Below are 20,099 nucleotides of genomic sequence, written 5' to 3' on the forward strand. Positions count from 1 at the left end.
TACTAAATGATTCGACCCCAGTGGCTCTGAGATAAGCTTCAACGCTATATGATTCAGCTATATCCGTTACCCCCTTCCATTAACCCCAGCTGCAAGATGGGCCATTCTTTTTTGTCGTTTTGATAACCGTTTTTTTTGTGTACCTTTGATTTCTTTAATGCGCTCATCATAATCAAAGAAATCCTTGAATTTTGTATAAACGGGCACTTGCTTTTTACCCTGTTCTTTTGTCGATTGCACAACAAAATTAAGCCATGCTTGTTTATGCATGTCATATTCCTTGTCTATGGATGATAGCTGATAGGCTTTCATCCTCATTCGATATTCATAAAGAGATAAAACCTCAACATCGTACAAGCTTGTGAATCCTAGATAACGGAAACAACTAAGTATTATTTCTTCGTAAGTTTCTATTGATTTTATTGTACTTCCTGATCTATTTGAACTTTTGCGTTCTTCTTGAATACCTTCAGTGTGTCCTTGGCTACTGGTGACTTTCCCAGTTCATCAAGTAAATCTTCAAATAATTTGCTCAAACCATCATTTTCAAGTGCATAGTCCTCAATAGCATTATCAACTTGATAGATTTTCGGTGGACTCTGCTCATGAGAAACAGCCGCACTAATAACTTGAGCTAACGCAGTAGGATTGTATTGATTAAGGTTCATAAAAGCTAAATTAACTCCCATACCAAATTTCATACCTTGGTAATCTACTTTGTAGATTTTGTCTAACTCACGAATGAACTTGATGCCAAATTTAAGTTGATATTCCTTGTCTGCTATTTTAAATTCCATGTTTTATCCTCCCAATAAGAAAGAGCAAGCTTATGCCTGCTCTCCATCTGCTATAGTGTCTGTAAATGCGTATTGTGCTGCACTTTCTTGCTCTGCTGTTAATGTTGCAAATCCGAATTGCGGTTCAAGTTCCACGATAAAGTTACTTGAGATTGTCGCTTCATCCTCTGCTCCTGCAGCATCTTCCCAAGAATCTAGGTACCCTTGTGCATATACTGCTGGATACTTTCCTTCACTACTTTTCAAACCTTCATCAACTGATACTTCCCAAAGTTCCAGTTTCTCACCTTTAATTACTGAGTCACGAAGCATCGGGCCAACTGCATCATCTTTCGCTTGAATGGCTTCAATGCTCACCTCAGACTCTAATTCGCCCACTTTGATTACTCGACCATCTTTTGTAACAATAGAATCTAATTCACGAGAATAGCTAAAAGTATGATCCGTTTGGAATACCAACTTAGCAGCAACTGTATTTTGTTGTGACAATTTCCTAAAGAGTAGGATACGATTTTTCCCTTGCATCATTTCCATGTAATAACCTCCTAATTAAGTCTAAACTCTAGTTCGATAATTGCATGAAGCAATGGCTCCACGTCTGTGTTATCCGGTAAGATTTGACTTTGTGCTCTCTTGCAATTGATGTAATATGTGTCAGCTCTCTTTAACAACCGACATTCTCTTTTGATCGCTTCAACCATCGTTGATAATTCTCTACGTTTTTTAATTGTGTGATATACGTGTATACGTTGCTGGATATCGTGATATAAACCAGATTTTGTTCTACCATCCTGGTTAAATGTTTCTCCGATGAAAACGAAGGGATAAGCAAAGTCGCTAGGTGGTAAATAATCAACTGTTTTATATCCTAGATTCATCGAAGCTAAGAAAACAGCATCAAATAATTGTTGTTCAACACTTTTGGGTTCCATTTATCCACCTACCTCATCACTCTTGTTAAGTCATTTAAGAATTTTACTTTTTGTACGGTAAAAGAAGGGTAAACAAATGGCTGGGCGCTCATATATCTTGTTCCGTATTCGAGATATGGACTATAGTTGGTTGTTGGCGCAACTTTCGCAGTAAATCCGTTGTTTTGAATACTAAATTTGATAGATCGTTTAGTGTCACCAATAGAATATCCCTTTACGAAGTTAGCATTTCGCTTCATACCTCTATCCAACTCAGACCCATTCAATCGAATAATATTCTTGATATCTTGGAGACTAGCATTTCTTTTGAGTTTCCCTCGTAATTGGCGAATACCAGTAACTGAAAATGAACTCGATCTAGCCATTTGCAATACCCTCTAAATAAAAAACACCCTTCCTGTAATCGGAACGGCGCTTAATTTGATATTTTTGTTCGTTTATTAATACATAATCAATCGGACCACCGAAAGGCACTTGTAACCTTGCTACAGTTACGCTTTTATCGATAGAACCAAATAACTCTGCAGTACGGGTGATACCTAAATTAGAAAGATTGCAAGGCAAAGTTTCTTTAATTAACTCCCCTTCAATCCATTCACCTTCCACAGGGTCATAATAAGATTCTTGCTCTTTGACAAAAGTAATTCGATCATCAAATCTCAAAAGAACATCACCCTACCCCTTTTCGGCTCATCCACCGTCTCCTTATAAGAATCGATTATATCAGCATAAGGTACAAACTCATCTTTAAGGTCATAAAACGCAATAGAATGACCTTCAACGGATTCTGATTTCATACCCTCTGTACCAATACGATTAAAACGACGAATGACGATCTCTTGCACGATAAAAGATAGCTCCTCTGGTATTTGCTTCCCCAAAAGAACCGTCAAATGACTTTGAACATTTTTTATAAGGACATCAAGGACATCATCTTGCAGATTGTCCTTGATACCGAGAAGAATTTTGATGTTATTTAACATATTAATCGCCTTCTTCGATTTCTTTTATAAGAATCTCTCCACGCTTATTGGTAGTTGATAATAATTCCTCTATTCGAGCCTTTTTGCATTTCCCTTTTCGAGGGAATTTATCACCCTCTGTATAAACATAGTTACCATCTTCTAAATCAGTAAAATCTTTTACAACAATATATTTTGACACAGATTACGCACCCTCAGGAGCAGTAGTTGGCTCGATTTTAGCAAAGGCATCATCTTTAAGGACCATAAAACCAACATCCATAGTGGCACGAATAGCGATTAATTCACGTTCGAATAGATTGATTGGTTCTCCATTTTCATCAACGATAGAAGAAAGTTGCGCTTCTTCTGAGATAGCGTAATTTAGATTGTAAGGGATACCGTAACGAACGTAATTGAAGTTACCAGCATATAGCTCTCCTTTCTCCATTGATGTTGATTCTAAATCAGCAACAGGAGAGCCATCTAATGTGTTTGAGTTTCGGTCATATAAACGGATTGGATCCGTGATTGTTCCGTCAGCTTGTGTGAATCCGTCTACGACTTTACGTAACAATGATTTATTTTGTTTTTTAGAAATAAACGCATTTACGTCAAACCCTGCATCATTCACATGGTCTGTTAACTCGTAAAAAGTATCCCCGTTAATATCACCTGTAACAACGTGGCTCGCTGTAATGACAGATTCTTCAACAGATTGAGGGAATGGGTTATCTACATTTAGAATAGTCGCCTCATCGAATTTTTTATAAAATGCTTCAGCAATCAGTGGTCGTACCTCTGTAAAAAACTGAGATAGTGTATATTGCAAAAACTCACGTGATACTGGAACGATTACACCTAGTTTTTTAGCGACCATTTTAGCTTTTAACCATTGTGGTTTAGAAGTTTGGATAACTTCACCTTCACCCACCCAGTAAGCACCTACTCCTTCAGCTAGGTAAGTAAATTCTTTTTCTTGTTTAGTCATTTCTTCATATTGAGCCAATTGCATCATAACAGAGTTTGAAATGATATCTTTCATAACTAAAGTTCCTTGTTCTGATGGGATAGCACCTGATTTAGCATCTTGTAATAAAACGTTGTCTGGATTAAATGTTGGCATTATAAATTCCTCCTAATTATTTTATAAGTCGGTGTTGGCTTGCGATATCCTTAACGCTTACACCTTTATTTCCAGAAACTCCACTGCCGGCTGGCGGTGGGTCCTGACGTAACTTCTCTTTAACTGCTGCATTTACAGCTTCATCAAATGCTGTTTTAAAATCATTGATGTTTTTAAGTGTTGATTCAGCATTTTCTGCTAAAAGAAAATCAGCAAACGAAGTAGGTAATTCTTTTTGAGTGAGATCAGCAATAGCATCTGCCTTCAATTCTTTTCTTTCAATTTCTGCTAATCGTTTCGCGATGTCTTTTTCACGCTGTGATAATTCCTCATCTTTGCGCTCTTTATCAGACAGCTTAGAAAGGCGATCTTTTTCTTTTAGTGCATCATCAATTTTAGTTTGTAATTCACTTTCCCACTCTCCACGCTTCTTCTGCAAAGCACTAGCTAGTTTACGATCTGATTCAGCTTCAATTTTCTTCTGTAATTCATCCGCAGTTAATTCAAGTTTTTCTGAATCAGCTGGTGGTTCGTCCTGCCCTCCGCCTTGCGGATCATCAGCGAAGTTTTGTAAATTCAGCTTTAATAAGAATGATTTATTTAAAACGTTAATTGGTAAATTCATTATGCATCCTCCTATCCCACATACACATTGTTACTTCTTATTTCTTTGCATAAAAATAAGCCCCAGACACGCTTTTTTAGCCCATCTACGACTTTCCCATACAAATACTCTATTTAGTTTCTAAATGTCCATGTACGATTGATTTTGTGAGTTTCATAGCCTTTTAATGACTTACTTAGGTCAAACTTATAATCCTCTACTCCTCAAATCAGCATCCCAAGCATCACGATCCATAGCAGCTGCAGTAGCGCATTTACAATTCGGATGCATAGGGTACATATTTACTCCAACTTTCATATCTTTAAGGTTAAACACTTTACCATCTAAGGATTTGCATATAGGGCAGGCAGATGGTTCAGCGATATACTCGTATGCATCAAAATCACCTTGGTTCATACTGTCCTTAAAAACATCACCTTGTACTCTCGCCATTTCGGTGCGCATGAGACGCTCAGAGTTGCTGATACTTGAGTTAAATACCTTTCTCAAGTCTCTAGCTAATACTCTTGAGTTGACACCTTGTACAATCCCCCTATTAAGTAATTTCTCTAATTCTGTGCGAAGCGCTGTTTGATTGGACCACAACCTATCTGACCAGGTAGCGTTCAAAAAGGAAGAATCCACGATTGAAGCTATTGATTTAGCATTTCGATTCAATGACTCACCTAATATACCTGCTTGTCTTGCATATTCTGCCTTTGCAACCTTTGTCATTTCCTCATAGAGTAATCTTTCCTCTGAGCTGGTAGATGCAATTACTTCTAACTGGATTTCTAAAAGGAGTAGTTGAAGACGATTAATACGCATCGACGCATTATACAATCGCATTTCTTCATTTGCCTTCTTCGTAAAGTTCTTTTCTTTGACATATTGCTTTGCTAATCGTTCGTATCGCTCCATATCGAGCTTTCCTATACGTTTTCTCGCTTCCTCCATAGAAATACCTTCGGAAGATGCGTAACGGCCATAGAAACTCTCTATGAGTCTCTGAATCTCTGCCATTGCGTTGAGTTGATTTCGTTTAATCTTTTTGGCGATGGTTGATTCATTTTTGATTAGCTTTTCAATATGTTCCAGTTCTCTATCTCGCCAGTAACTACTCATTATTGCTCACTTCTTCTTGCTCATTTGCTTCGAAATCATACACCGGCTGGCTTAAAGGACTATTTTTGTCCTCTTCTTCGATTTTCTCGATTTCTTCTTGAGGATTTTCGATAAATGTCAGCATACTGAGCATAGTTTCGTTAGAAAGACGGCCGCCTGCACCAGTGAACCATTCCATTTCTTTAGCAATGTTTTCAGGGAGATTTTCAGTGAATGTGATAGTTAAATTATTTACATCAAATTCACCTTCTGCCGCGACTCTCATGATGTTATTAATCAGTCGGTAACGATCACGCAAAGACTTTTTAAACAACCTTTCCTTTGTGGCTCTTTTTTGTTCAAGTAGGAAGAGTTTATATTTCATCGCTTCACCACTCTGAACACCACCGAAGTTTTCATCATTCATATTAGGAGTGGCGGTAAACATATGAATGTCATTAGCAATACGGTCCTTGTATGCTTCTGACCCAGCAACATCATATTGTTTGTAGATATAACCCGCGTCAGCCTGTATTGATGAGCCAGTTGAGTTGGCTTCGGTACGGAGAAGTAAGATATTTTTTTCCTTCATATCCTTAGCTTCTTCTGCATCTATCTCTAGATTTCCCACTATCTTAAGCATGGCATCATTTAAATCTTGACTATAATTGGCTAAATCACTTTGAGCAGAATCATATAGATCAATCAAATTAAGGACATCTTCAAAGTCGCCTTGGCGAAATTTATTATTGCTATATTCAATGATTGGCACACCATCAAATGAGTGTTCTTGCTCTCTATCAAGCTTTATATTGTCTAGGTTCTGATTACCTTTGAAAATATAAATCTTTTTGTCTGTATAGACATATACAATCGTCTCGTTATCACGAAATTGATTATCCATGTAACGAATACCAGCTATAGGTAGCATTTCAACTGTATCGTCGTATACAACAAAAGTAGAAACAGCATCCAATGTAGTGAATTTAATCTGATCGTCTTGACTGCGGTAAAGAATCTCATATGCTCGACCATAAATAGATTGATCTAAAATCAATTCACTATTATGTTCATCTGCATCATTTGCTCGGTTCATATCCCTCAACTTTTCATTAATCGTTTCCTCTGGGTAAGTTGTTTTCAACGGAATGCCTACCATGTAACCTTGGACAAATTGGCTCACGTATTTAGCAAAATTATGAGTGGCGCGGTTATCTGCTACATGTTCCTCTTTTCGCCTTTTCCCAGTTAGAATTGTGGTGTTATTTCCTTTGAAGTAATTTCTCAATGTTAGTAGGCGTGGCTTTTGGTAGGACATATGGTGTTGCACCATTTCAGCTATCTGATCAGCATCACTTAATAAATCATCAACACTCGGAAAAGTGTAATGAGTATTTGCAGAGTCGGGAAAACGTTGCTTACTGACTACTCCATATTGAATATCCTTTGCTTGTTCAAAATCATTCACTTTTGCCATAGTATCCCTCCTTTACAGACCCAATGATTGTAGGGCTTTGTATGTTTCTTTGTGGTTCTTCAAATCAACCACTTCATAATCATCTAATCCATACCAAATAGCACTGAATGTATGTGGGTCGATGTTGAATTCGTCATAAATTGTATTTCCTTGTTTGTCTTTTTTGTAAGTTAGGCTTTTTAATTCACGAATTGTGTTTTTACATTGGTCTGAGCAAACGATTTTGTGAAATCTTTTTACCTTCTTCGTATTCTGTAACCTCGAGCCTTGAAATTTCTTAGCCGGTTTAATATTAATACCACGCTTTTTAAGATAAAAAATAGTTTTCGGTTCAGCACTATCACCCCTGACTAGCTCTTTTGTTTGAGCAAATCCAGCTAAGTCATCCGCAATTTCTGGGTCATCCTTACCTTTGCTGTAATACTCCCAATAGATATAGAGAATTTTCTCTCTGTCATCGATAGCCATACGAAGGAGTGCGTTAGATGACTCTTCAAAACCAAAGTCCATTCCTGCCCGGTAAATAGGTTTATAGATATCATTAATAGCATCCATAACCTCGTTGTGTGGCCTGCTTTCAAACTTAGGTAAAACCTTAGTTCCAGACACGCCAAAACGACCTTTCCTTGCAACTCGGTAAAGGTCTAAATCATATATTTTTGTTTTTTCTAGTTCTTCCACATAACTAGCTGGCAAGAACAAATTATCATCAGCTGTTGAATGATGGTAGTAGGTATCATCGACAACCAGTGCCCTTTTCTCATATAAATCCTCATCATCAAGAAATATAACCTCATCTTCTTGGCCTTTATTTTTGATAAAGAAATGTGAATACGTCCAGTTTCCCTCATCTACAGGATTTGTTGAGAGAATCATATGAAGTGGCAAAGTTGGGTGTCTTAAACGACCAATCAACTCTTTAAATCCCTCATATTTGATTTCTGAACACTCTTCAAGCCAAATTAGCGATACATTATGAATGGATTTGAGTTTCTGCGGTTTGTCCATTCCTTTAAATATGATTTTGCTGCCATTCGGAAAACGTATTTGCATTGGAGAAGTCACAGCTTTAACCCTATCGTCGATTTCCAGCTCAATAAGGATTTCCTCGAACAGCGAGAAACAAGATTCCCTGATAGTCTCATATACTTCCCTAACGACAAGAGCTGTACGTTTTTCAGAAAGTAATTTGAGAATAACCTTCAAAGCGACGTGATAAGATTTTGATGATCCGTATCCACCCACAAGAAATTGAAACTTTTGATTCCAGTCAAAGAGAAAATCTTCAAAGTGTGGATTGACCTCTTTTTCAATCATGTTCCATCACCTTTTCTCTTGATTAAAATTTCTATTGGCTTGTCAGAATCATTGTTACTAGCTTTTTCTGCATCAGCTCTAGTTTTATCAATTTGTGCCTTCATCAGGTCTAATTTAAGCCTGCGTTCATCGTCTATATGCGCCATTTCATCAAATTGTTTAATTAAAGACCGAAGCTCACTCATAGCTCTAGATTGGGCATTTATAAATGTAGCATGACGGTCCCAAGCAAATTGATATTCCCATTCACGTTCTTCTGCAAAATCGGAATCCTTTTTCTTTTTGAGCACTTTTATGATCTCGTCTTTATCCTCTACATACATTATCTTTTGTGCTCTTATGATAGCAGCATATTGAATCTGTATCTGGTCATAAATCAAATCAGCAGGTGAACGTTCTTCCATTTGCTCCATGATTTCTAATGTCTCAGCAGGAAGGAACTTGGAGAAAAATCCGTGTTTCTCTGCTGCCTTGTTCCGTTTCGTGAATTGGTTTTGAGGATTGGGATTTCCACTTCTTTTTCTTGTTGCATCTTTTGTTAATTGGGTTGCAACCTTCTTCTTTTGGGTTGCATCCTTTTTAGTGGGATCTCTCGACCATCCTTCACGGCTTTTTCTGCTCTTCAAAGTACCAATTTTTATATCATGCTTATCAGCAAGCGCCTTTAATGTAATTTTTGATGTCTCAAATTCTTTCCTTATTTCCTCCCAATTCATTACATGGCACCTACCTCCTGTCTTTTTTTACAAAGAAAAAAGACCTCGATTTGAGGTCTAAATTTTATTCTATCTCTTCTTCAATTAATACATGGATGTGAGCGTCATATGTTGAGTCTGCCTCATGGATGAATACGTTTTTCACCTCAAAAACCCCTGCAACACTATTCAAAGGGCGCTTTATTGGATCAGGTTTATACTTTACATCAATATAATCCCCGACCCTCGGAATTATTGGCAAATTAAAACTTTGCCCATTCACAGTATCCTTCGGTGAATTTGAAGCATACACCTTAACTTTAAAACCACTCATTTTTATTCTCCCTTTCTAGTTGCATCTGAACAAAACGTAAATCCTCCTGATAATAAAATTAATTACCCACCTACTTTATTCCCCATTGTCTGCCACCGCCTCCTGGATCAATTAAACAAGAAATCCAAGCTAGCCAATCACTTCCTGGTTTCGGGTTCCTTTTCCATCCTCCACCACCTGGGTCTTGGTGATGTCCACCTCGTGGAGGGTCAGAATGGTGTCCTCCTGGCTTAGGGTCTCTTAAGATAGTATTGAGCATCATATACCTCCACAACCTGGGTCAATATGATGACCTCCTACACCTAGATCTGAATGATAGCCGCCACCACCTGGGTCCTTCTTAATTCTTCCTCCACCTGGATCTTTTCTCATTTCAAAAGCCCCCTTCGTTTTTTAATAGGAATGGAATAACACACATCACAAACGCCATCATTGTCATGGTACTCATTATAATCTGTGATTACTGCCTCACATTTAGAACAAATCCACAATCCTTGTTTCACCTGCTCCATATGCAATCCTCCCCTTTTTATAACATAATTCGCCATAAAACGGGGTAAATCCTCCTATAAAATCACCGAAAGGTGAGCAACGCACAAAAATAGAGGAAGCAGCTTGTTTAACTGCCTCCCCTGTCCTGCCTTCCATTTTAGCATGCCGATTTTTCGTGTTTCAACAAATGCACAAAGTGGCTTTTTTGGCTCAAATGGTTCAATATGGTTTCTTTGGCTTTTTTGACCTGATTTCTAGATATACACAAATGATAAGATATCTCTCGGAATGACATGCCATCTAGGATACAATCATAAATGACTTTATCGCGTTCATCTTCCAATAATTCGGCAGCAAACTCAATAACATATACTTTCTCTCTAAGTCGCTCTAGCCTGTTATATAAACGTTCTTCACGTAAATCCATGTTATTTAACTCCGCTTGGCTTTTTCCAGAGCTTCCTTTTGGCAAAGTTGCCTCTATCCCATATTGAGCAACACCCCAACTTTTCATAGGTGTAGAATATCCAAATAGTACTTTTTCAAGGCGCTCCACTTCTTTTTTCATCCAATGATAATCTTTTAACAACGATTCGATTCTTTTAATGCTGGCAGCTTCTTTCATACAGGAACCCCCTATGTTAAAATATAATTGGGTGCCGGGGATTCCTGGTCATGTCTCTGCATTGCAGGGACTTTTAATTTGCAAAAGGGAGAAGTTTTTTTCTTCCTTCTTTAGCTGCTAGCGAAGCATCTTCTACAGTTCTGTGATAACCGAAATAATAAACCTTCCCTCTATATTTGACAGTAGCTCTCCATTTTTTCTTATCTTTATCCCAAGTGACGCCTCTAGCACCAGATGTGTTATTTTTTTGAACCCTTGTATTTTGGTTGTTTTCGGACAAGGTTACTATTCTCAAATTATTTCTTTTATTGTTTAAAGTGTTCCTGTCTACGTGGTCCACAAATCTATCTGTTGGTGCGTCCATAATATATCTATGCATGCCGATCAAAGCAGGTTTCCCCTCTTTGTTTTTTGTGTTGCCCATCACATAATAGGATTCTGTCTTTTTGTTGTAATTTACAAACCAACTACCTGGGAAACTATCTACTTTTTCCAGATCAGAAGTATCAATAAATGTGTTGAACACATCACCGTTTCTACGTTTTATGAAGATGACGGTAGTCTCGCCAAGTGTCTCATATCTATTCTTCATTTAATCAACCCCTCTATATGAGCTATTTTCTTCTTTTGTTAAATTATTTATTTTTCATGCATACTTTTATTAATTATGGATAAATTATTATTGGGTAAGGAATTAAAAATCTTCCGCAGTGCCTACTTAGGTATATTTTCTTACCCACTTCCATAATATGGTCACACGATTAGAGAGAGCTTGGATGGGCTCTTTCTTTTCGTAGTAAACTTTCTCTATCTTGTGTTTACTTGTTTATCTTTAGATAGCATCTTTTGTTTAGATTTCTCTAATGCATCAATAACAACATCTATACTTTCAATTTTTGTAAAGAGCATCCGTACTGGTGTTTCTTCTACACTCATAACTTTATCTTCACCGTACTCATGATAAGCACCAATTTCATTTCTCTTCTCGTTATTCCAAAACAACACGGTACCGACTGTATCATCAGATTGCAAAAGTCCTGCAGCCACTTCAATATCACCATATCCAAATTCCAATTGCTTTGTTTTATCAATATCAACTATTGGCATAATTGTCCTCCTCTAATGTAATTTCATTCCACTTAATCAAATCTTCCCTAACCCCCTGAGCAGGACTCTCTGCGAAAAAGAGAAAGGTCAACTGGTCAAGGTGCGTAATATCTTGAACTGTGAATCTATTACCCTCGTGGATCAGCGTGCTGCCTATTGTGTAATTCATTGAAATTAACTCCTCATACCTTTTGTTTCTTAATCATCATCTTCAACTAGAATTTTTGCTGCTTCCCATTCTGCGCCACATGATGAACAAACCCTATCGCCTTCCACTGTAGTTGGAAAATAACAATATCGACATTCCCAATGCATCCTCTTCCCCTCCTAATCAACTAATTATCCTTCGTATAAATTCTTCTTATTTAGAAAAGATAAATTTAGAAGGAGGTGTAATTTTATGTTAAAAAATGATTCTGTATTAGGACTTGGTGTATTAGCTGTCCTTCTAACAACAATATATACTGCAATATTAGCTTCCCAATTAACGGCTACAAAAAACAAAGTTGATTACCTGTACTATAAAGGCAAATTAAATAATACCGAATAAACACTTATTAGTTGTTCTAAAAGCCTTCTTTATACAAAAGTAGGCTTTCTATATTGTCCTACTCCTTTCAATTGCTAAACTGATCTATCATTTAGTTGCTTTAATTTACTATGCTTTAATAATTGGTTTCTCTAAATCAACATCATACAAATTCTCATCTAATACATCTAAAGAATCACTGTTTAAGAGGTCGTATGATTTATATGAATAAATCTTTGATGGTATAGGTAATCCTGTCTCCTTGCCAATTAAAGCATCATCGCAGTAGCACACAGGTAAATCACCATGTTCATCCAATTGTGATTCCAAGTGTTCAATCAGTTGCTTTAGGTATACTTGTTCCATCTCTATTCCTCCTTAATTAACTCCCTGCTTATCGTGTAAATTAAAATTGCCTACATACTTTTACTAATTGTGGATATGCTAATTATTGGACAAGGCTAAAATTCTCAAATGGCCATATAAGAATTCCTTGTCGTACGCAAACTCCATATTTTATAATTTCACTAAATGTTTTTCTTACTTCAGACGAACCTTCCTAGCTTTTTTATGAATAGGCTAAAGAGCTAGAGGTTAGATTATTATTATCCTTTGTTGGAGGTATAGTCTATATGCTAACTCATATTTTTTTATGGTCCATGTTAATTTTGCCTTGGTTTATTCTCCTTTTATTAGATACCAAAAGGGTGAAGTCCTTCATTCCAGGTGGATTAGTGAGTGCCTTGCTTTTGACAATATTATTTCAGCTATATCAAAGATATAATCTGGTTGAAGTTGTTGAAACAATTTTCCCTTTAACTAATACAACACCTTTCATCTATGGAATATACATAGTCTTACCCACAATATTTTTATACTTTACATTCGGTAACTTTTGGCTTTATATCACCCTTAACACTATAAGCGATGCAATCTTTTCTTTTGGAATAATGAACCTTTATGAATATTTCGGGATTTATAAAATGGATGATCACTTTCATATTGTAATTTTTATTAATTGTATTATCTGCGCTTCCTTAATTTACTTATTTCAAAAGTGGCAGTATATCGATCCATATAATTGAAAAGGTGTAAAGAATTCTTCAAAGTCAGTCGGCTCTTTTTTACTTAATCTATCTTGTGTTGCATAACCTCTAATTATTAAGAAATACTATAAACACTGATTTTTTGAAGGAGATGATTATCCTACTTTACTTAAATGAATCTATTATAGTATTGTTGGTTCTCGTATTATTTCCAGCTCCGTTTTCACTATTCTTTTTTAAAAAAATTCATTATGGCGTAGTCATAGCAACCATGTACGTAAATATTATTTTTATAATGTTTATTTTTGGATTTCTTGTAAACCTCTAACTGTTTTTTCTTAATTAATTCAAAAGGTGATTAAAACACCCAATCATTAAACCGAAATTCACATAGTATATAATGGATACGATGGATTTCTCTTTTTTTATCATTTCTTCGAAGAGCCACTGCCTGGGCTCTTCTTTTTATTTTTCTTGATTGATTAACTCTGGATTTTCGTAAATGTCTCCAATAACTTCACCTGTGATTGCATAATCTGTTCTAACTCCACCAAACAGGAATGTTGCATCACGTTCTGACCATTTCACAACTAGATTTAGATTCCTACCGTCTAATCCTTGATAAGCGAGTATATCCCCCTCATATATCTCCTTGCCGTTCTTGTCTTTTAAGCCTGTGTATTGCATGAAATCCAAAAACACATTGTTGTTGATATCATCAACACCATTTTCTTCAAACCAATACATATTATTGATGTATTCCATTTCTTTTCTTGATTTATCCCAAGCACGAAACTTTATCTCACGCACGGTCATCCCTCCAAATTTAGTGAACATAATACAAAATCAGTAATCTAACCCCTTCACCTCATAAGCCCCGGCACTGGGGAAAATAACCCCATGCCGTTTGCTATATGGATTTTCATTTCTAATCTGCTGCTTCGATATGCCTTCCTCGTAGATGACAACAACCTGGAGCTTTTCTCGATCAAGGCTAACTGCATTCGTTTCTACGATTCTTCTAGCCATTAACTTACCTCCACGAATCCCCTATCTCGGTCATATTTTAGTAATTTAATAGAATCCATGTATTGACGCTCGAACAGTTTTCTTTTTATTGAAAATTCTTTGGTGACTGTTCCTTTTATATCAATGATCTCTATTGTTCCATCTAATTTTTCTACTTCAAAATCAGCAACATATTCAATCTTTCTGTAGGTCTTTCCGTTTTTCTTAAATCCCTCTTGAAGAAGGTATCTCGGTTGCATCTTAAACCCTTTAATCTGTTTAGCTTGCAGCAACCATTTTAATTGGCCATAATACATTGCTTCTGCTTTGCTATCAAATTTATGTCCATCGACAACTTGTTTGTGGTTGCCGTACTTGTTGTATTTTCTTGCCCCCATTAATAACCCTCACTTTGCCTCTCGTGGTTAATGACATCTTTCACATAGAATGCTTCTTCGATCTGTTCAAAAGAGAAGCCAATCATTTCACCAAGTCCGATATATTCTGAGAGCAACTCTATAAACGTAATTCGGCTTTTCGTCTTATCCAATTTCGCAACTAGAGCAAAGATATATCTGAACTGGGTTGCTATTGGCCGTTTCTTATCAGCTCCGGACAACAAGTAGATCATGTCAAAGTCTTCGAAGAATATTTCGTGACCGATATCCAGAATGAAATGAAGTCCGTCAGCATATTCGATTAACGCGTCTTGTATGTTGTTCTCTTTGTGTGCCCAAAACTTGAATACTTCCGGAAGTTCATTCGCACATTCCCCTAGCTCCACTTGTAGAGCAAGAATAAGTTCTCCAAAACGGTCATAACCTTTATAATCAATTCTGTTTCTAAATGCCTTTTGCCCCTCGTACATTGCGATTAAATCTAACATTAACCTTCCACCCTTCTTAATTTAGCCATCCAAACTGACGAATAATTATGTCCAGCAAATACATGACGATTGTAGCTATCACGATCAAATGTCTTACCTTGCTTTGAGAACTCAGTTAGAGGAAAAATGATTTCGCATCCTCTTTTTACATGGTCCTGAATTGCCTTTTCAGCTTCATATTTCCTTGCACGTCGAATGATTATATCTTGCATAGGTTAACCTCCTATTAATCTCATTAAGAGCTTCTAGGGCTAATTCTGTGTGTCGTGATATGTAATATAGCTGCCCTAGTGTGGCTTTCTTATAATCCAAGAGTAAGACCTCCAATTCTTCTGAAAACCCTATCCTCTTTTGCTAAATGAATGAGCGCCAATAATATATCATCTGGATCCCTATTAAACTTTCCAGCAATAACTCTAACGTCTAGACCAATCTTCCATAGGCGAGCAACTTCTTCTAATTCATCCTCATCCCATAGAAAATCCAAATCCTCTAAAACAATGATTCTTTTTTGTCTTTGTTTTGTTGCGTTTTTAAGAACCATTACGCTCACCTGCTTCAAAATACTTCTCACCGATTGCCTTGCGAATCCGATCCAAGGTTTTCGGTCCTATACCTGGCGTTTTTTCTAACTCAAGAAATTTCTCGCGGAAAAATGATGTTGTCTTAGCAATACCTTTCATTTCTCCCATATCCTCACCTAACGCAAAGCCCTCAGTTCTGCCTTGTTCATAAGCTTTCTGAATAACGGGGTTACGTTTCTTCATGACGACATGTACTTCTCTGCATAGCATTTTCTACATGGTCCTTCGACAAAGTATCCATTAGGCTTTTTGCATTCCGGGCAAATCTTAGCGAAGGTATGCCATTGTTGGCCGCACTTTGTATCATCACATTCCATTAACACCAATTTGCCTGATGGAGCGAGTAGATATCCTTTTGTCTTACATCGCGGACAATTTAAAACTGGTTTTACATTTTGAATGGTCATTTCATATTCCTCCTTAGAACCAAGCGTTACTGCTTGTCTCTGAATCTATTTGTCTAAATGAAGCAAGTACATATTCGTATTTCAAATCTTCATAATCTAGTTCATCTAATGGAAGCCCTTCTTGACTGGCTGTGACGTTTAATGCTCTAAGTTTTCCAAGAATAAAATCACGTTTTAACTTCTTTTGCATTACAGCAGCTTTATAAAGGTTTCCCATTCCTTCAACTCCCTGAATTTTTTCGTAACTCCATTAAGCGCTCGAATTCGCTCATCTGTTCACCGTCATTGACTGCTGGTTGATCACTAGGCTGTGGTTTAGATTGTTGCTCATTCTCTTCAAACCAATCTGGCAGCATTTCTGTACGTACAATACCTTTGCCTTTACGGGCGAAAGGCTTAACTTTGTTATTATTGAATTTTTCACGCTCGTAAGCTCGTACTCTATCAATCTCCATTAAGTTGTGACTATGCCATTCCTTGAGGATGAAATTCACAAAGTTAAAATTACGCTTGTTTTTGTTGTCAGCTAGTTTAATGGCTGCATTGACAATTTCTTGATTGCCTTTAAAATCATCAATCCACTGATTAAGAGATTCCATTTGGATTGGTGATAAACGGCAAAGTGATTCCTCAAATAACTTGGTGGGGTGGTCTGTTGTTGTAGTAGTAATATCTTCTTTCTTTTCATTCTTTTCCTTATTACCATTCTTTACATTCTTGTTTGTGTCATTCTGCTGTCCTTCTGCTGTCATTTTGCTGTCATTTTGTTGTCGGTCTGTTGTCATTTTGTTGTCGTTAACATCTAAATCTTTTTGATAAACCTCCCAATTAACAATGGATACAACGCTAAATTTGTTGGTGGAGGTGATGTCGATAACGCTGTCGGTTTTTAGAAGCTTAATGTAGTCTCTTACTGTAGACTCTTTCATGTTTAATTCGAGTGCTGCTTTCTTCCTTCCAAATACAAATTGACCAGGTTTTAAGTCTACGATTTGCTTTCCTACAATCTGTTGATGTTCTGAATGTGTGGCTTTTAATAAACAGTAAATAAAGACTTTCAGCAGCTTTTCGTTTTGAAATATGTTACTGGTCATCAATTTACGGTGTAGTTTTATCCATCCGTTCATCACATCACCTCCTTTTACTATCTATTAATCTCACAAACCGCAAATCGCTTAGTGATTCGTTTTACGGTATAATCCGGGTACTTTCGCATATAATTTAGTACAAGCATTTTCAACTGTTCTTTGTCCTGTGCCTGCTCGAAAATCCAAGCAGGAAGGACTACGTTTGTTTGGTTATTCATTTACATCAAACTCAATATCTATATCTGCACTAGGTTTCTCTTCTGACGGTACAGCATCGATAATATCTGGCTGATCTACTTCTTCTGTGATATCCTTCATTTCTGGTACTTGCTCATCTTTTGAAACGGCTGTCTGCATTTCAACGGACAAGATACCCCATTTAGAAAGCATGTTTCTTAAGACCGTTTTCTTAGCCATCGCATCAAAATCTTTTTTCCATCCGAAATCACTTTTAGAAAATTTCTTTTTATGGGCTTCAATTTCTCCTCTGGTCCAGTAGACTGTTTTCTCAAACCCATTGATCAACTTGAAATAACCGCAATAACCAATAACTTTGTCACTTGTGGCACCATCGAGATTAAGCTCCAATTCTTCAGTAAGACGATTCCACTTAACTAACTCCCCTTCTCTTACCTCGATAACATTAATTCCTTTATATTGACCTGTACGGAGGGCTAACTGGATATAACCCTTATAACCAAGCTGAAATTGAGCTTTTCCACTGTATGGAACTATCCAGGCATACCCTAGATTTTTATCAACCGGTAAATCTAAAGTTGCGGCAACCATCGCAGAGGTAACTACTGTCATCGGATCAGTTTTTTGTAGGTAAGAATCTCCGTTATAGAGGTTCAAAAGTGATGACATAAACTGAGGGGCCTTTTTATCAAGCACATCTTCGAATTTCTTTTTCATTGTTGGTGCATTTAATAACCCTTTAAGTCCCAACGCTTGCGGAGCAACCTTTTGAGGGGCTGTATCCTGTTTGCTAGCAATTTGATTTTTTAATGCTGCATTCGTTGCCATAATTAATTCAACTCCTTAATACCAAAACGGCGTGATGTAGATGGTTTGATTACTTCTTTGTAGATGTCAGGGAATTTTTCTTTTAATGCCTTTGTATCTACTCGATTAGAGACGACATTTTTCCAAGTGATGATATGAGTATCTACAAGGCCCACCTCTGCATCTTTCAACTCGGCTTTAATCTTGTTCTCAATATCCTTTTTAGCTGTTTGAATGAGTTTCTCATCGTTCTTGATTTGCTCATAATTGATTAGCATTTCTTTATAATTAGAAGGTAGAACAATCTCTTTCCCCTCTTCTGCTTTGTTGTATTTCTCTTTGAGGTACTGTTCAGCTGCACTTGAACCATCTAATTCTGGCGGAACAAAGCCAAGTACATGTTTCTCCCAAAAATTAACCTCTGCATCAATAATCATCTGAATTAATTCATCGTCTCGCTGGATCTCTTTCCAAGTGAAGTGATTTCCACCGATTAGAACCGCGATATATGCTTTCTCTTTACCAGTTACAGCTAGATAATGCTGCACTTGTACGAGATACGCAGCAGGGATTTCTTCTCCCTCCCATTCAGCTTTTAAATACGCACTAGCAGTCTTGCATTCTAGCAAGGCAGACTCTTTCATAACTTCGCGGTCAATGTTGGCCTTAATAAAGTGATAATCAGGATGAGAAAACATGTAGTTGCGGCGGCGAACCTTTTTCTCAGTTCTCTTCTCAAACTCTTTAGCAACCACTTCCTCCATTTCATTGCCCCAGTATGCTGCTTCGCTACTAATTTCAGTCAGTTCGACTTGACCTGTTTTTTCTAACCACAGCTCAAAAGCTGTTTTGTATTTGTTTAGTCCAAGGATAATACTTGCATCACTACCGCCAATTCCTTTGGAACGTTCTTGTAACCACTCAAAACGGCTCATATCTTTTGTTGATATTGCATTGCTAACTGCCATTTGATATCCTCCCTTTACCGTTATCAAAGCTTTGTGCTAAAATAACTTTAAATATTGTTGTTTTATCGGCTCCTGTTGCTCGCAGGAGTCTTTTTTTATGCACTTTTGAACTCAAAGCCAAGCACCTCGCATAAATACCGTTGAAGATTGCCCTCCAAGATAATCTCGCCGTCATATTCAACGATTTCATCACCTTCGAGAATCTCTTCTCCAAAGTAATCCATACCGGCATGTTCTGGCTGTGCAACCAAATTCGGATAGCCTGTCCTTTGTAACTGTGTAACCTCAGGATGCTCCATCAATCAACCCTCCTTTAGATTTGTGAATTTGACACACCAGTCAATTTTTATGCCGTCTTTTTTGAGTCTATTGATTAGAGCATCAATTGTTTCTTTTTTACTCAAATGGCTCGCTCCTTTCTGTTCGATTGTCAATGATCATGGCGCTTTATTCGCACCGTGCAGAGCCAAAGTAAAGGGGATGGGGTGGTTGGTAGATAAAAAACTTTGACCCTGCACGGTGGGAACAAAAGTTCTTGTTTCCTCACCGAATGAATGATACAATTAAGTTGGTTATTTCATATGAGTCGTTGAGTAGTGAGCCTGGCCGTTCACTGCTCATTTTTGTTTTTACTATTAAAATCTCCAAACATAACTCCTAAGAAAAATGCGATAAATGTAAACATGATTGTTAGAATCACCATATCCATCTACTAAAACCTCCTACTAACATCGTTAATATTTGCGTTAATGAAGCGATATCTACACCGCATAACATAGCCGCCAATGCTTCAGGTGCATTCGTCACTTGCCCCCATCTAACTGCATCAGATAATTTTAATTCCATTTTGTTGTTTTCAATTTTTGATATTGTCGTTCGTGGCATAAGCATTTTTTCAGCCATTTCCTCTTGCGAATAGCCTTTGATAACCCTCAATTTCTTAAGAAAAGAACCGTAATGCATCTTCTATCCTCCTTCTGTTCCAAGTTAGAACAATTTGTTCGGT

Annotated in this window: 34 protein-coding genes and 1 pseudogene; 1 reads left to right on the top strand and 34 read right to left on the bottom strand. The window is 37.1% G+C overall.

All coding sequences use genetic code 11. From position 1 onward, the window contains the following. Positions 1-66: 66 nt before the first annotated feature. The 20 genes from MKX78_RS19565 to MKX78_RS19660 form a co-directional block, all read right to left on the bottom strand. Positions 67-357: a hypothetical protein gene (locus MKX78_RS19565; protein WP_341052009.1), complete on the bottom strand. Its 291-nt coding sequence runs from the start codon at positions 355-357 to the stop codon at positions 67-69. Positions 358-419: 62 nt separating this feature from the next. After that, positions 420-797 carry a tail assembly chaperone gene (locus MKX78_RS19570; RefSeq protein ID WP_341052012.1) on the bottom strand — a complete coding sequence of 126 codons (378 nt, stop codon included), beginning with the start codon at positions 795-797 and terminating at the stop codon, positions 420-422. 30 nt (positions 798-827) lie between these two features. Further along, a complete protein-coding gene (locus tag MKX78_RS19575) occupies positions 828-1,331 on the bottom strand; it encodes a phage major tail protein, TP901-1 family (protein WP_341052014.1) in 504 nt (167 codons plus the stop codon). Positions 1,332-1,342: 11 nt separating this feature from the next. Then, complete coding sequence (locus MKX78_RS19580) at positions 1,343-1,729, bottom strand: hypothetical protein (protein ID WP_341052016.1); 387 nt, start codon at positions 1,727-1,729, stop codon at positions 1,343-1,345. A gap of 8 nt (positions 1,730-1,737) precedes the next feature. Then, the gene (locus MKX78_RS19585) at positions 1,738-2,094 is read right to left on the bottom strand and encodes an HK97-gp10 family putative phage morphogenesis protein (RefSeq protein ID WP_341052018.1); all 357 of its coding nucleotides are present in this window, start codon (positions 2,092-2,094) and stop codon (positions 1,738-1,740) included. Next, positions 2,087-2,392 carry a hypothetical protein gene (locus MKX78_RS19590; protein WP_341052019.1) on the bottom strand — a complete coding sequence of 102 codons (306 nt, stop codon included), beginning with the start codon at positions 2,390-2,392 and terminating at the stop codon, positions 2,087-2,089. The genes MKX78_RS19585 and MKX78_RS19590 overlap by 8 nt, the downstream gene beginning before the upstream one ends. Further along, complete coding sequence (locus MKX78_RS19595) at positions 2,389-2,712, bottom strand: phage head-tail connector protein (protein WP_341052022.1); 324 nt, start codon at positions 2,710-2,712, stop codon at positions 2,389-2,391. The genes MKX78_RS19590 and MKX78_RS19595 overlap by 4 nt, the downstream gene beginning before the upstream one ends. A 1-nt stretch (position 2,713) precedes the next feature. Continuing rightward, the gene (locus MKX78_RS19600) at positions 2,714-2,893 is read right to left on the bottom strand and encodes a hypothetical protein (RefSeq protein ID WP_341052025.1); all 180 of its coding nucleotides are present in this window, start codon (positions 2,891-2,893) and stop codon (positions 2,714-2,716) included. A 3-nt stretch (positions 2,894-2,896) separates the two neighbouring features. Continuing rightward, a complete protein-coding gene (locus MKX78_RS19605) occupies positions 2,897-3,817 on the bottom strand; it encodes a phage major capsid protein (protein ID WP_341052027.1) in 921 nt (306 codons plus the stop codon). A 16-nt stretch (positions 3,818-3,833) separates the two neighbouring features. Next, a complete protein-coding gene (locus tag MKX78_RS19610; protein WP_341052028.1) occupies positions 3,834-4,442 on the bottom strand; it encodes a DUF4355 domain-containing protein in 609 nt (202 codons plus the stop codon). Between the two features lie 186 nt (positions 4,443-4,628). After that, the gene (locus tag MKX78_RS19615; RefSeq protein WP_341052030.1) at positions 4,629-5,546 is read right to left on the bottom strand and encodes a minor capsid protein; all 918 of its coding nucleotides are present in this window, start codon (positions 5,544-5,546) and stop codon (positions 4,629-4,631) included. After that, entirely contained in the window at positions 5,539-7,002 is a 1,464-nt protein-coding gene (locus tag MKX78_RS19620; protein WP_341052032.1) for a phage portal protein, read from the bottom strand. Before MKX78_RS19620 ends, MKX78_RS19615 begins: the two co-directional genes overlap by 8 nt. Positions 7,003-7,014: 12 nt before the next feature. Next, a complete protein-coding gene (locus MKX78_RS19625) occupies positions 7,015-8,319 on the bottom strand; it encodes a PBSX family phage terminase large subunit (RefSeq protein ID WP_341052035.1) in 1,305 nt (434 codons plus the stop codon). After that, the gene (gene terS, locus MKX78_RS19630; RefSeq protein ID WP_341052037.1) at positions 8,316-9,035 is read right to left on the bottom strand and encodes a phage terminase small subunit; all 720 of its coding nucleotides are present in this window, start codon (positions 9,033-9,035) and stop codon (positions 8,316-8,318) included. The genes MKX78_RS19625 and terS overlap by 4 nt, the downstream gene beginning before the upstream one ends. A 64-nt stretch (positions 9,036-9,099) precedes the next feature. After that, positions 9,100-9,348, bottom strand: coding sequence for a hypothetical protein (locus MKX78_RS19635; protein ID WP_341050573.1), 249 nt, complete (start codon positions 9,346-9,348; stop codon positions 9,100-9,102). A gap of 70 nt (positions 9,349-9,418) precedes the next feature. Further along, the gene (locus MKX78_RS19640) at positions 9,419-9,607 is read right to left on the bottom strand and encodes a hypothetical protein (RefSeq protein ID WP_341050571.1); all 189 of its coding nucleotides are present in this window, start codon (positions 9,605-9,607) and stop codon (positions 9,419-9,421) included. A gap of 109 nt (positions 9,608-9,716) precedes the next feature. After that, on the bottom strand, positions 9,717-9,860 hold the full coding sequence (locus tag MKX78_RS19645) for a hypothetical protein (RefSeq protein WP_157733841.1): 144 nt from the start codon (positions 9,858-9,860) through the stop codon (positions 9,717-9,719). Positions 9,861-9,997: 137 nt separating this feature from the next. Continuing rightward, complete coding sequence (locus tag MKX78_RS19650) at positions 9,998-10,465, bottom strand: sigma-70 family RNA polymerase sigma factor (protein ID WP_095371164.1); 468 nt, start codon at positions 10,463-10,465, stop codon at positions 9,998-10,000. A 73-nt stretch (positions 10,466-10,538) separates the two neighbouring features. Then, positions 10,539-11,057: a hypothetical protein gene (locus MKX78_RS19655; RefSeq protein ID WP_322910554.1), complete on the bottom strand. Its 519-nt coding sequence runs from the start codon at positions 11,055-11,057 to the stop codon at positions 10,539-10,541. A gap of 215 nt (positions 11,058-11,272) precedes the next feature. Further along, positions 11,273-11,572 (bottom strand): hypothetical protein, encoded by a 300-nt coding sequence (locus MKX78_RS19660; RefSeq protein ID WP_322910555.1) that lies wholly within the window; start codon positions 11,570-11,572, stop codon positions 11,273-11,275. A gap of 400 nt (positions 11,573-11,972) precedes the next feature. Between MKX78_RS19660 and MKX78_RS19665 the strand changes: the two genes are divergently transcribed. Beyond that, the gene (locus tag MKX78_RS19665; RefSeq protein WP_322910556.1) at positions 11,973-12,122 is read left to right on the top strand and encodes a hypothetical protein; all 150 of its coding nucleotides are present in this window, start codon (positions 11,973-11,975) and stop codon (positions 12,120-12,122) included. Positions 12,123-12,230: 108 nt separating this feature from the next. Here MKX78_RS19665 and MKX78_RS19670 read toward each other — a convergent pair whose 3' ends face one another. From MKX78_RS19670 to MKX78_RS19735, 14 genes and pseudogenes are all read right to left on the bottom strand, one after another. Then, complete coding sequence (locus MKX78_RS19670; protein WP_322910557.1) at positions 12,231-12,467, bottom strand: hypothetical protein; 237 nt, start codon at positions 12,465-12,467, stop codon at positions 12,231-12,233. Between the two features lie 1,145 nt (positions 12,468-13,612). Further along, the gene (locus MKX78_RS19675; RefSeq protein WP_341052040.1) at positions 13,613-13,957 is read right to left on the bottom strand and encodes a YopX family protein; all 345 of its coding nucleotides are present in this window, start codon (positions 13,955-13,957) and stop codon (positions 13,613-13,615) included. A 36-nt stretch (positions 13,958-13,993) separates the two neighbouring features. Then, the gene (locus MKX78_RS19680) at positions 13,994-14,176 is read right to left on the bottom strand and encodes a hypothetical protein (RefSeq protein WP_328199940.1); all 183 of its coding nucleotides are present in this window, start codon (positions 14,174-14,176) and stop codon (positions 13,994-13,996) included. A gap of 5 nt (positions 14,177-14,181) precedes the next feature. Further along, a pseudogene (locus MKX78_RS19685) lies at positions 14,182-14,553 on the bottom strand (DUF1064 domain-containing protein); the annotation flags it as partial. Beyond that, positions 14,553-15,041, bottom strand: coding sequence for a dUTP diphosphatase (locus MKX78_RS19690; RefSeq protein WP_341052043.1), 489 nt, complete (start codon positions 15,039-15,041; stop codon positions 14,553-14,555). The gene MKX78_RS19690 and the pseudogene MKX78_RS19685, both read right to left, overlap by 1 nt. Further along, on the bottom strand, positions 15,041-15,253 hold the full coding sequence (locus MKX78_RS19695) for a hypothetical protein (RefSeq protein ID WP_328199942.1): 213 nt from the start codon (positions 15,251-15,253) through the stop codon (positions 15,041-15,043). The genes MKX78_RS19690 and MKX78_RS19695 overlap by 1 nt, the downstream gene beginning before the upstream one ends. A gap of 89 nt (positions 15,254-15,342) precedes the next feature. Continuing rightward, positions 15,343-15,585, bottom strand: coding sequence for a hypothetical protein (locus MKX78_RS19700; RefSeq protein WP_341052046.1), 243 nt, complete (start codon positions 15,583-15,585; stop codon positions 15,343-15,345). Further along, positions 15,575-15,808 (bottom strand): hypothetical protein, encoded by a 234-nt coding sequence (locus MKX78_RS19705; RefSeq protein ID WP_341052047.1) that lies wholly within the window; start codon positions 15,806-15,808, stop codon positions 15,575-15,577. Before MKX78_RS19705 ends, MKX78_RS19700 begins: the two co-directional genes overlap by 11 nt. Positions 15,809-16,045: 237 nt before the next feature. Beyond that, positions 16,046-16,249, bottom strand: coding sequence for a hypothetical protein (locus MKX78_RS19710; RefSeq protein WP_341052048.1), 204 nt, complete (start codon positions 16,247-16,249; stop codon positions 16,046-16,048). 4 nt (positions 16,250-16,253) lie between these two features. Continuing rightward, positions 16,254-17,159, bottom strand: a complete 906-nt coding sequence (locus MKX78_RS19715) for a DnaD domain-containing protein (protein WP_341052051.1) — start codon at positions 17,157-17,159, stop codon at positions 16,254-16,256. 171 nt (positions 17,160-17,330) lie between these two features. Continuing rightward, positions 17,331-18,146, bottom strand: a complete 816-nt coding sequence (locus MKX78_RS19720) for a recombinase RecT (RefSeq protein WP_341052053.1) — start codon at positions 18,144-18,146, stop codon at positions 17,331-17,333. Between the two features lie 2 nt (positions 18,147-18,148). Next, a complete protein-coding gene (locus MKX78_RS19725) occupies positions 18,149-19,093 on the bottom strand; it encodes a YqaJ viral recombinase family nuclease (RefSeq protein WP_341052054.1) in 945 nt (314 codons plus the stop codon). A gap of 95 nt (positions 19,094-19,188) precedes the next feature. Then, positions 19,189-19,392: a YqaI family protein gene (locus MKX78_RS19730; RefSeq protein WP_341052056.1), complete on the bottom strand. Its 204-nt coding sequence runs from the start codon at positions 19,390-19,392 to the stop codon at positions 19,189-19,191. A 397-nt stretch (positions 19,393-19,789) separates the two neighbouring features. Then, positions 19,790-20,056, bottom strand: a complete 267-nt coding sequence (locus MKX78_RS19735) for a helix-turn-helix domain-containing protein (RefSeq protein WP_340977565.1) — start codon at positions 20,054-20,056, stop codon at positions 19,790-19,792. Positions 20,057-20,099: the final 43 nt, after the last annotated feature.

It is taken from the genome of Cytobacillus sp. FSL R5-0569 (assembly GCF_038007265.1).
GTDB lineage: Bacteria > Bacillota > Bacilli > Bacillales > Cytobacillaceae > Cytobacillus > Cytobacillus kochii.

Bases quoted from the DNA above. Each gene is read 5' to 3' on its own strand.
- MKX78_RS19690 (WP_341052043.1), bottom strand. From the start codon at position 15,041: ATGTTAGATTTAATCGCAATGTACGAGGGGCAAAAGGCATTTAGAAAC.
- MKX78_RS19670 (WP_322910557.1), bottom strand. From the start codon at position 12,467: ATGGAACAAGTATACCTAAAGCAACTGATTGAACACTTGGAATCACAA.
- MKX78_RS19635 (WP_341050573.1), bottom strand. From the start codon at position 9,348: ATGAGTGGTTTTAAAGTTAAGGTGTATGCTTCAAATTCACCGAAGGAT.
- MKX78_RS19700 (WP_341052046.1), bottom strand. From the start codon at position 15,585: ATGGTTCTTAAAAACGCAACAAAACAAAGACAAAAAAGAATCATTGTT.
- MKX78_RS19695 (WP_328199942.1), bottom strand. From the start codon at position 15,253: ATGCAAGATATAATCATTCGACGTGCAAGGAAATATGAAGCTGAAAAG.
- MKX78_RS19720 (WP_341052053.1), bottom strand. From the start codon at position 18,146: ATGGCAACGAATGCAGCATTAAAAAATCAAATTGCTAGCAAACAGGAT.
- MKX78_RS19645 (WP_157733841.1), bottom strand. From the start codon at position 9,860: ATGGAGCAGGTGAAACAAGGATTGTGGATTTGTTCTAAATGTGAGGCA.
- MKX78_RS19605 (WP_341052027.1), bottom strand. From the start codon at position 3,817: ATGCCAACATTTAATCCAGACAACGTTTTATTACAAGATGCTAAATCA.
- MKX78_RS19705 (WP_341052047.1), bottom strand. From the start codon at position 15,808: ATGAAGAAACGTAACCCCGTTATTCAGAAAGCTTATGAACAAGGCAGA.
- MKX78_RS19710 (WP_341052048.1), bottom strand. From the start codon at position 16,249: ATGGGAAACCTTTATAAAGCTGCTGTAATGCAAAAGAAGTTAAAACGT.
- MKX78_RS19620 (WP_341052032.1), bottom strand. From the start codon at position 7,002: ATGGCAAAAGTGAATGATTTTGAACAAGCAAAGGATATTCAATATGGA.
- MKX78_RS19570 (WP_341052012.1), bottom strand. From the start codon at position 797: ATGGAATTTAAAATAGCAGACAAGGAATATCAACTTAAATTTGGCATC.
- MKX78_RS19715 (WP_341052051.1), bottom strand. From the start codon at position 17,159: ATGAACGGATGGATAAAACTACACCGTAAATTGATGACCAGTAACATA.
- MKX78_RS19655 (WP_322910554.1), bottom strand. From the start codon at position 11,057: ATGAAGAATAGATATGAGACACTTGGCGAGACTACCGTCATCTTCATA.
- MKX78_RS19640 (WP_341050571.1), bottom strand. From the start codon at position 9,607: ATGCTCAATACTATCTTAAGAGACCCTAAGCCAGGAGGACACCATTCT.
- MKX78_RS19725 (WP_341052054.1), bottom strand. From the start codon at position 19,093: ATGGCAGTTAGCAATGCAATATCAACAAAAGATATGAGCCGTTTTGAG.
- MKX78_RS19610 (WP_341052028.1), bottom strand. From the start codon at position 4,442: ATGAATTTACCAATTAACGTTTTAAATAAATCATTCTTATTAAAGCTG.
- MKX78_RS19660 (WP_322910555.1), bottom strand. From the start codon at position 11,572: ATGCCAATAGTTGATATTGATAAAACAAAGCAATTGGAATTTGGATAT.
- MKX78_RS19680 (WP_328199940.1), bottom strand. From the start codon at position 14,176: ATGGCTAGAAGAATCGTAGAAACGAATGCAGTTAGCCTTGATCGAGAA.
- MKX78_RS19730 (WP_341052056.1), bottom strand. From the start codon at position 19,392: ATGGAGCATCCTGAGGTTACACAGTTACAAAGGACAGGCTATCCGAAT.
- MKX78_RS19625 (WP_341052035.1), bottom strand. From the start codon at position 8,319: ATGATTGAAAAAGAGGTCAATCCACACTTTGAAGATTTTCTCTTTGAC.
- terS (WP_341052037.1), bottom strand. From the start codon at position 9,035: ATGAATTGGGAGGAAATAAGGAAAGAATTTGAGACATCAAAAATTACA.
- MKX78_RS19585 (WP_341052018.1), bottom strand. From the start codon at position 2,094: ATGGCTAGATCGAGTTCATTTTCAGTTACTGGTATTCGCCAATTACGA.
- MKX78_RS19735 (WP_340977565.1), bottom strand. From the start codon at position 20,056: ATGCATTACGGTTCTTTTCTTAAGAAATTGAGGGTTATCAAAGGCTAT.
- MKX78_RS19665 (WP_322910556.1), top strand. From the start codon at position 11,973: ATGTTAAAAAATGATTCTGTATTAGGACTTGGTGTATTAGCTGTCCTT.
- MKX78_RS19595 (WP_341052022.1), bottom strand. From the start codon at position 2,712: ATGTTAAATAACATCAAAATTCTTCTCGGTATCAAGGACAATCTGCAA.
- MKX78_RS19650 (WP_095371164.1), bottom strand. From the start codon at position 10,465: ATGAAAGAAGCTGCCAGCATTAAAAGAATCGAATCGTTGTTAAAAGAT.
- MKX78_RS19580 (WP_341052016.1), bottom strand. From the start codon at position 1,729: ATGGAACCCAAAAGTGTTGAACAACAATTATTTGATGCTGTTTTCTTA.
- MKX78_RS19575 (WP_341052014.1), bottom strand. From the start codon at position 1,331: ATGGAAATGATGCAAGGGAAAAATCGTATCCTACTCTTTAGGAAATTG.
- MKX78_RS19615 (WP_341052030.1), bottom strand. From the start codon at position 5,546: ATGAGTAGTTACTGGCGAGATAGAGAACTGGAACATATTGAAAAGCTA.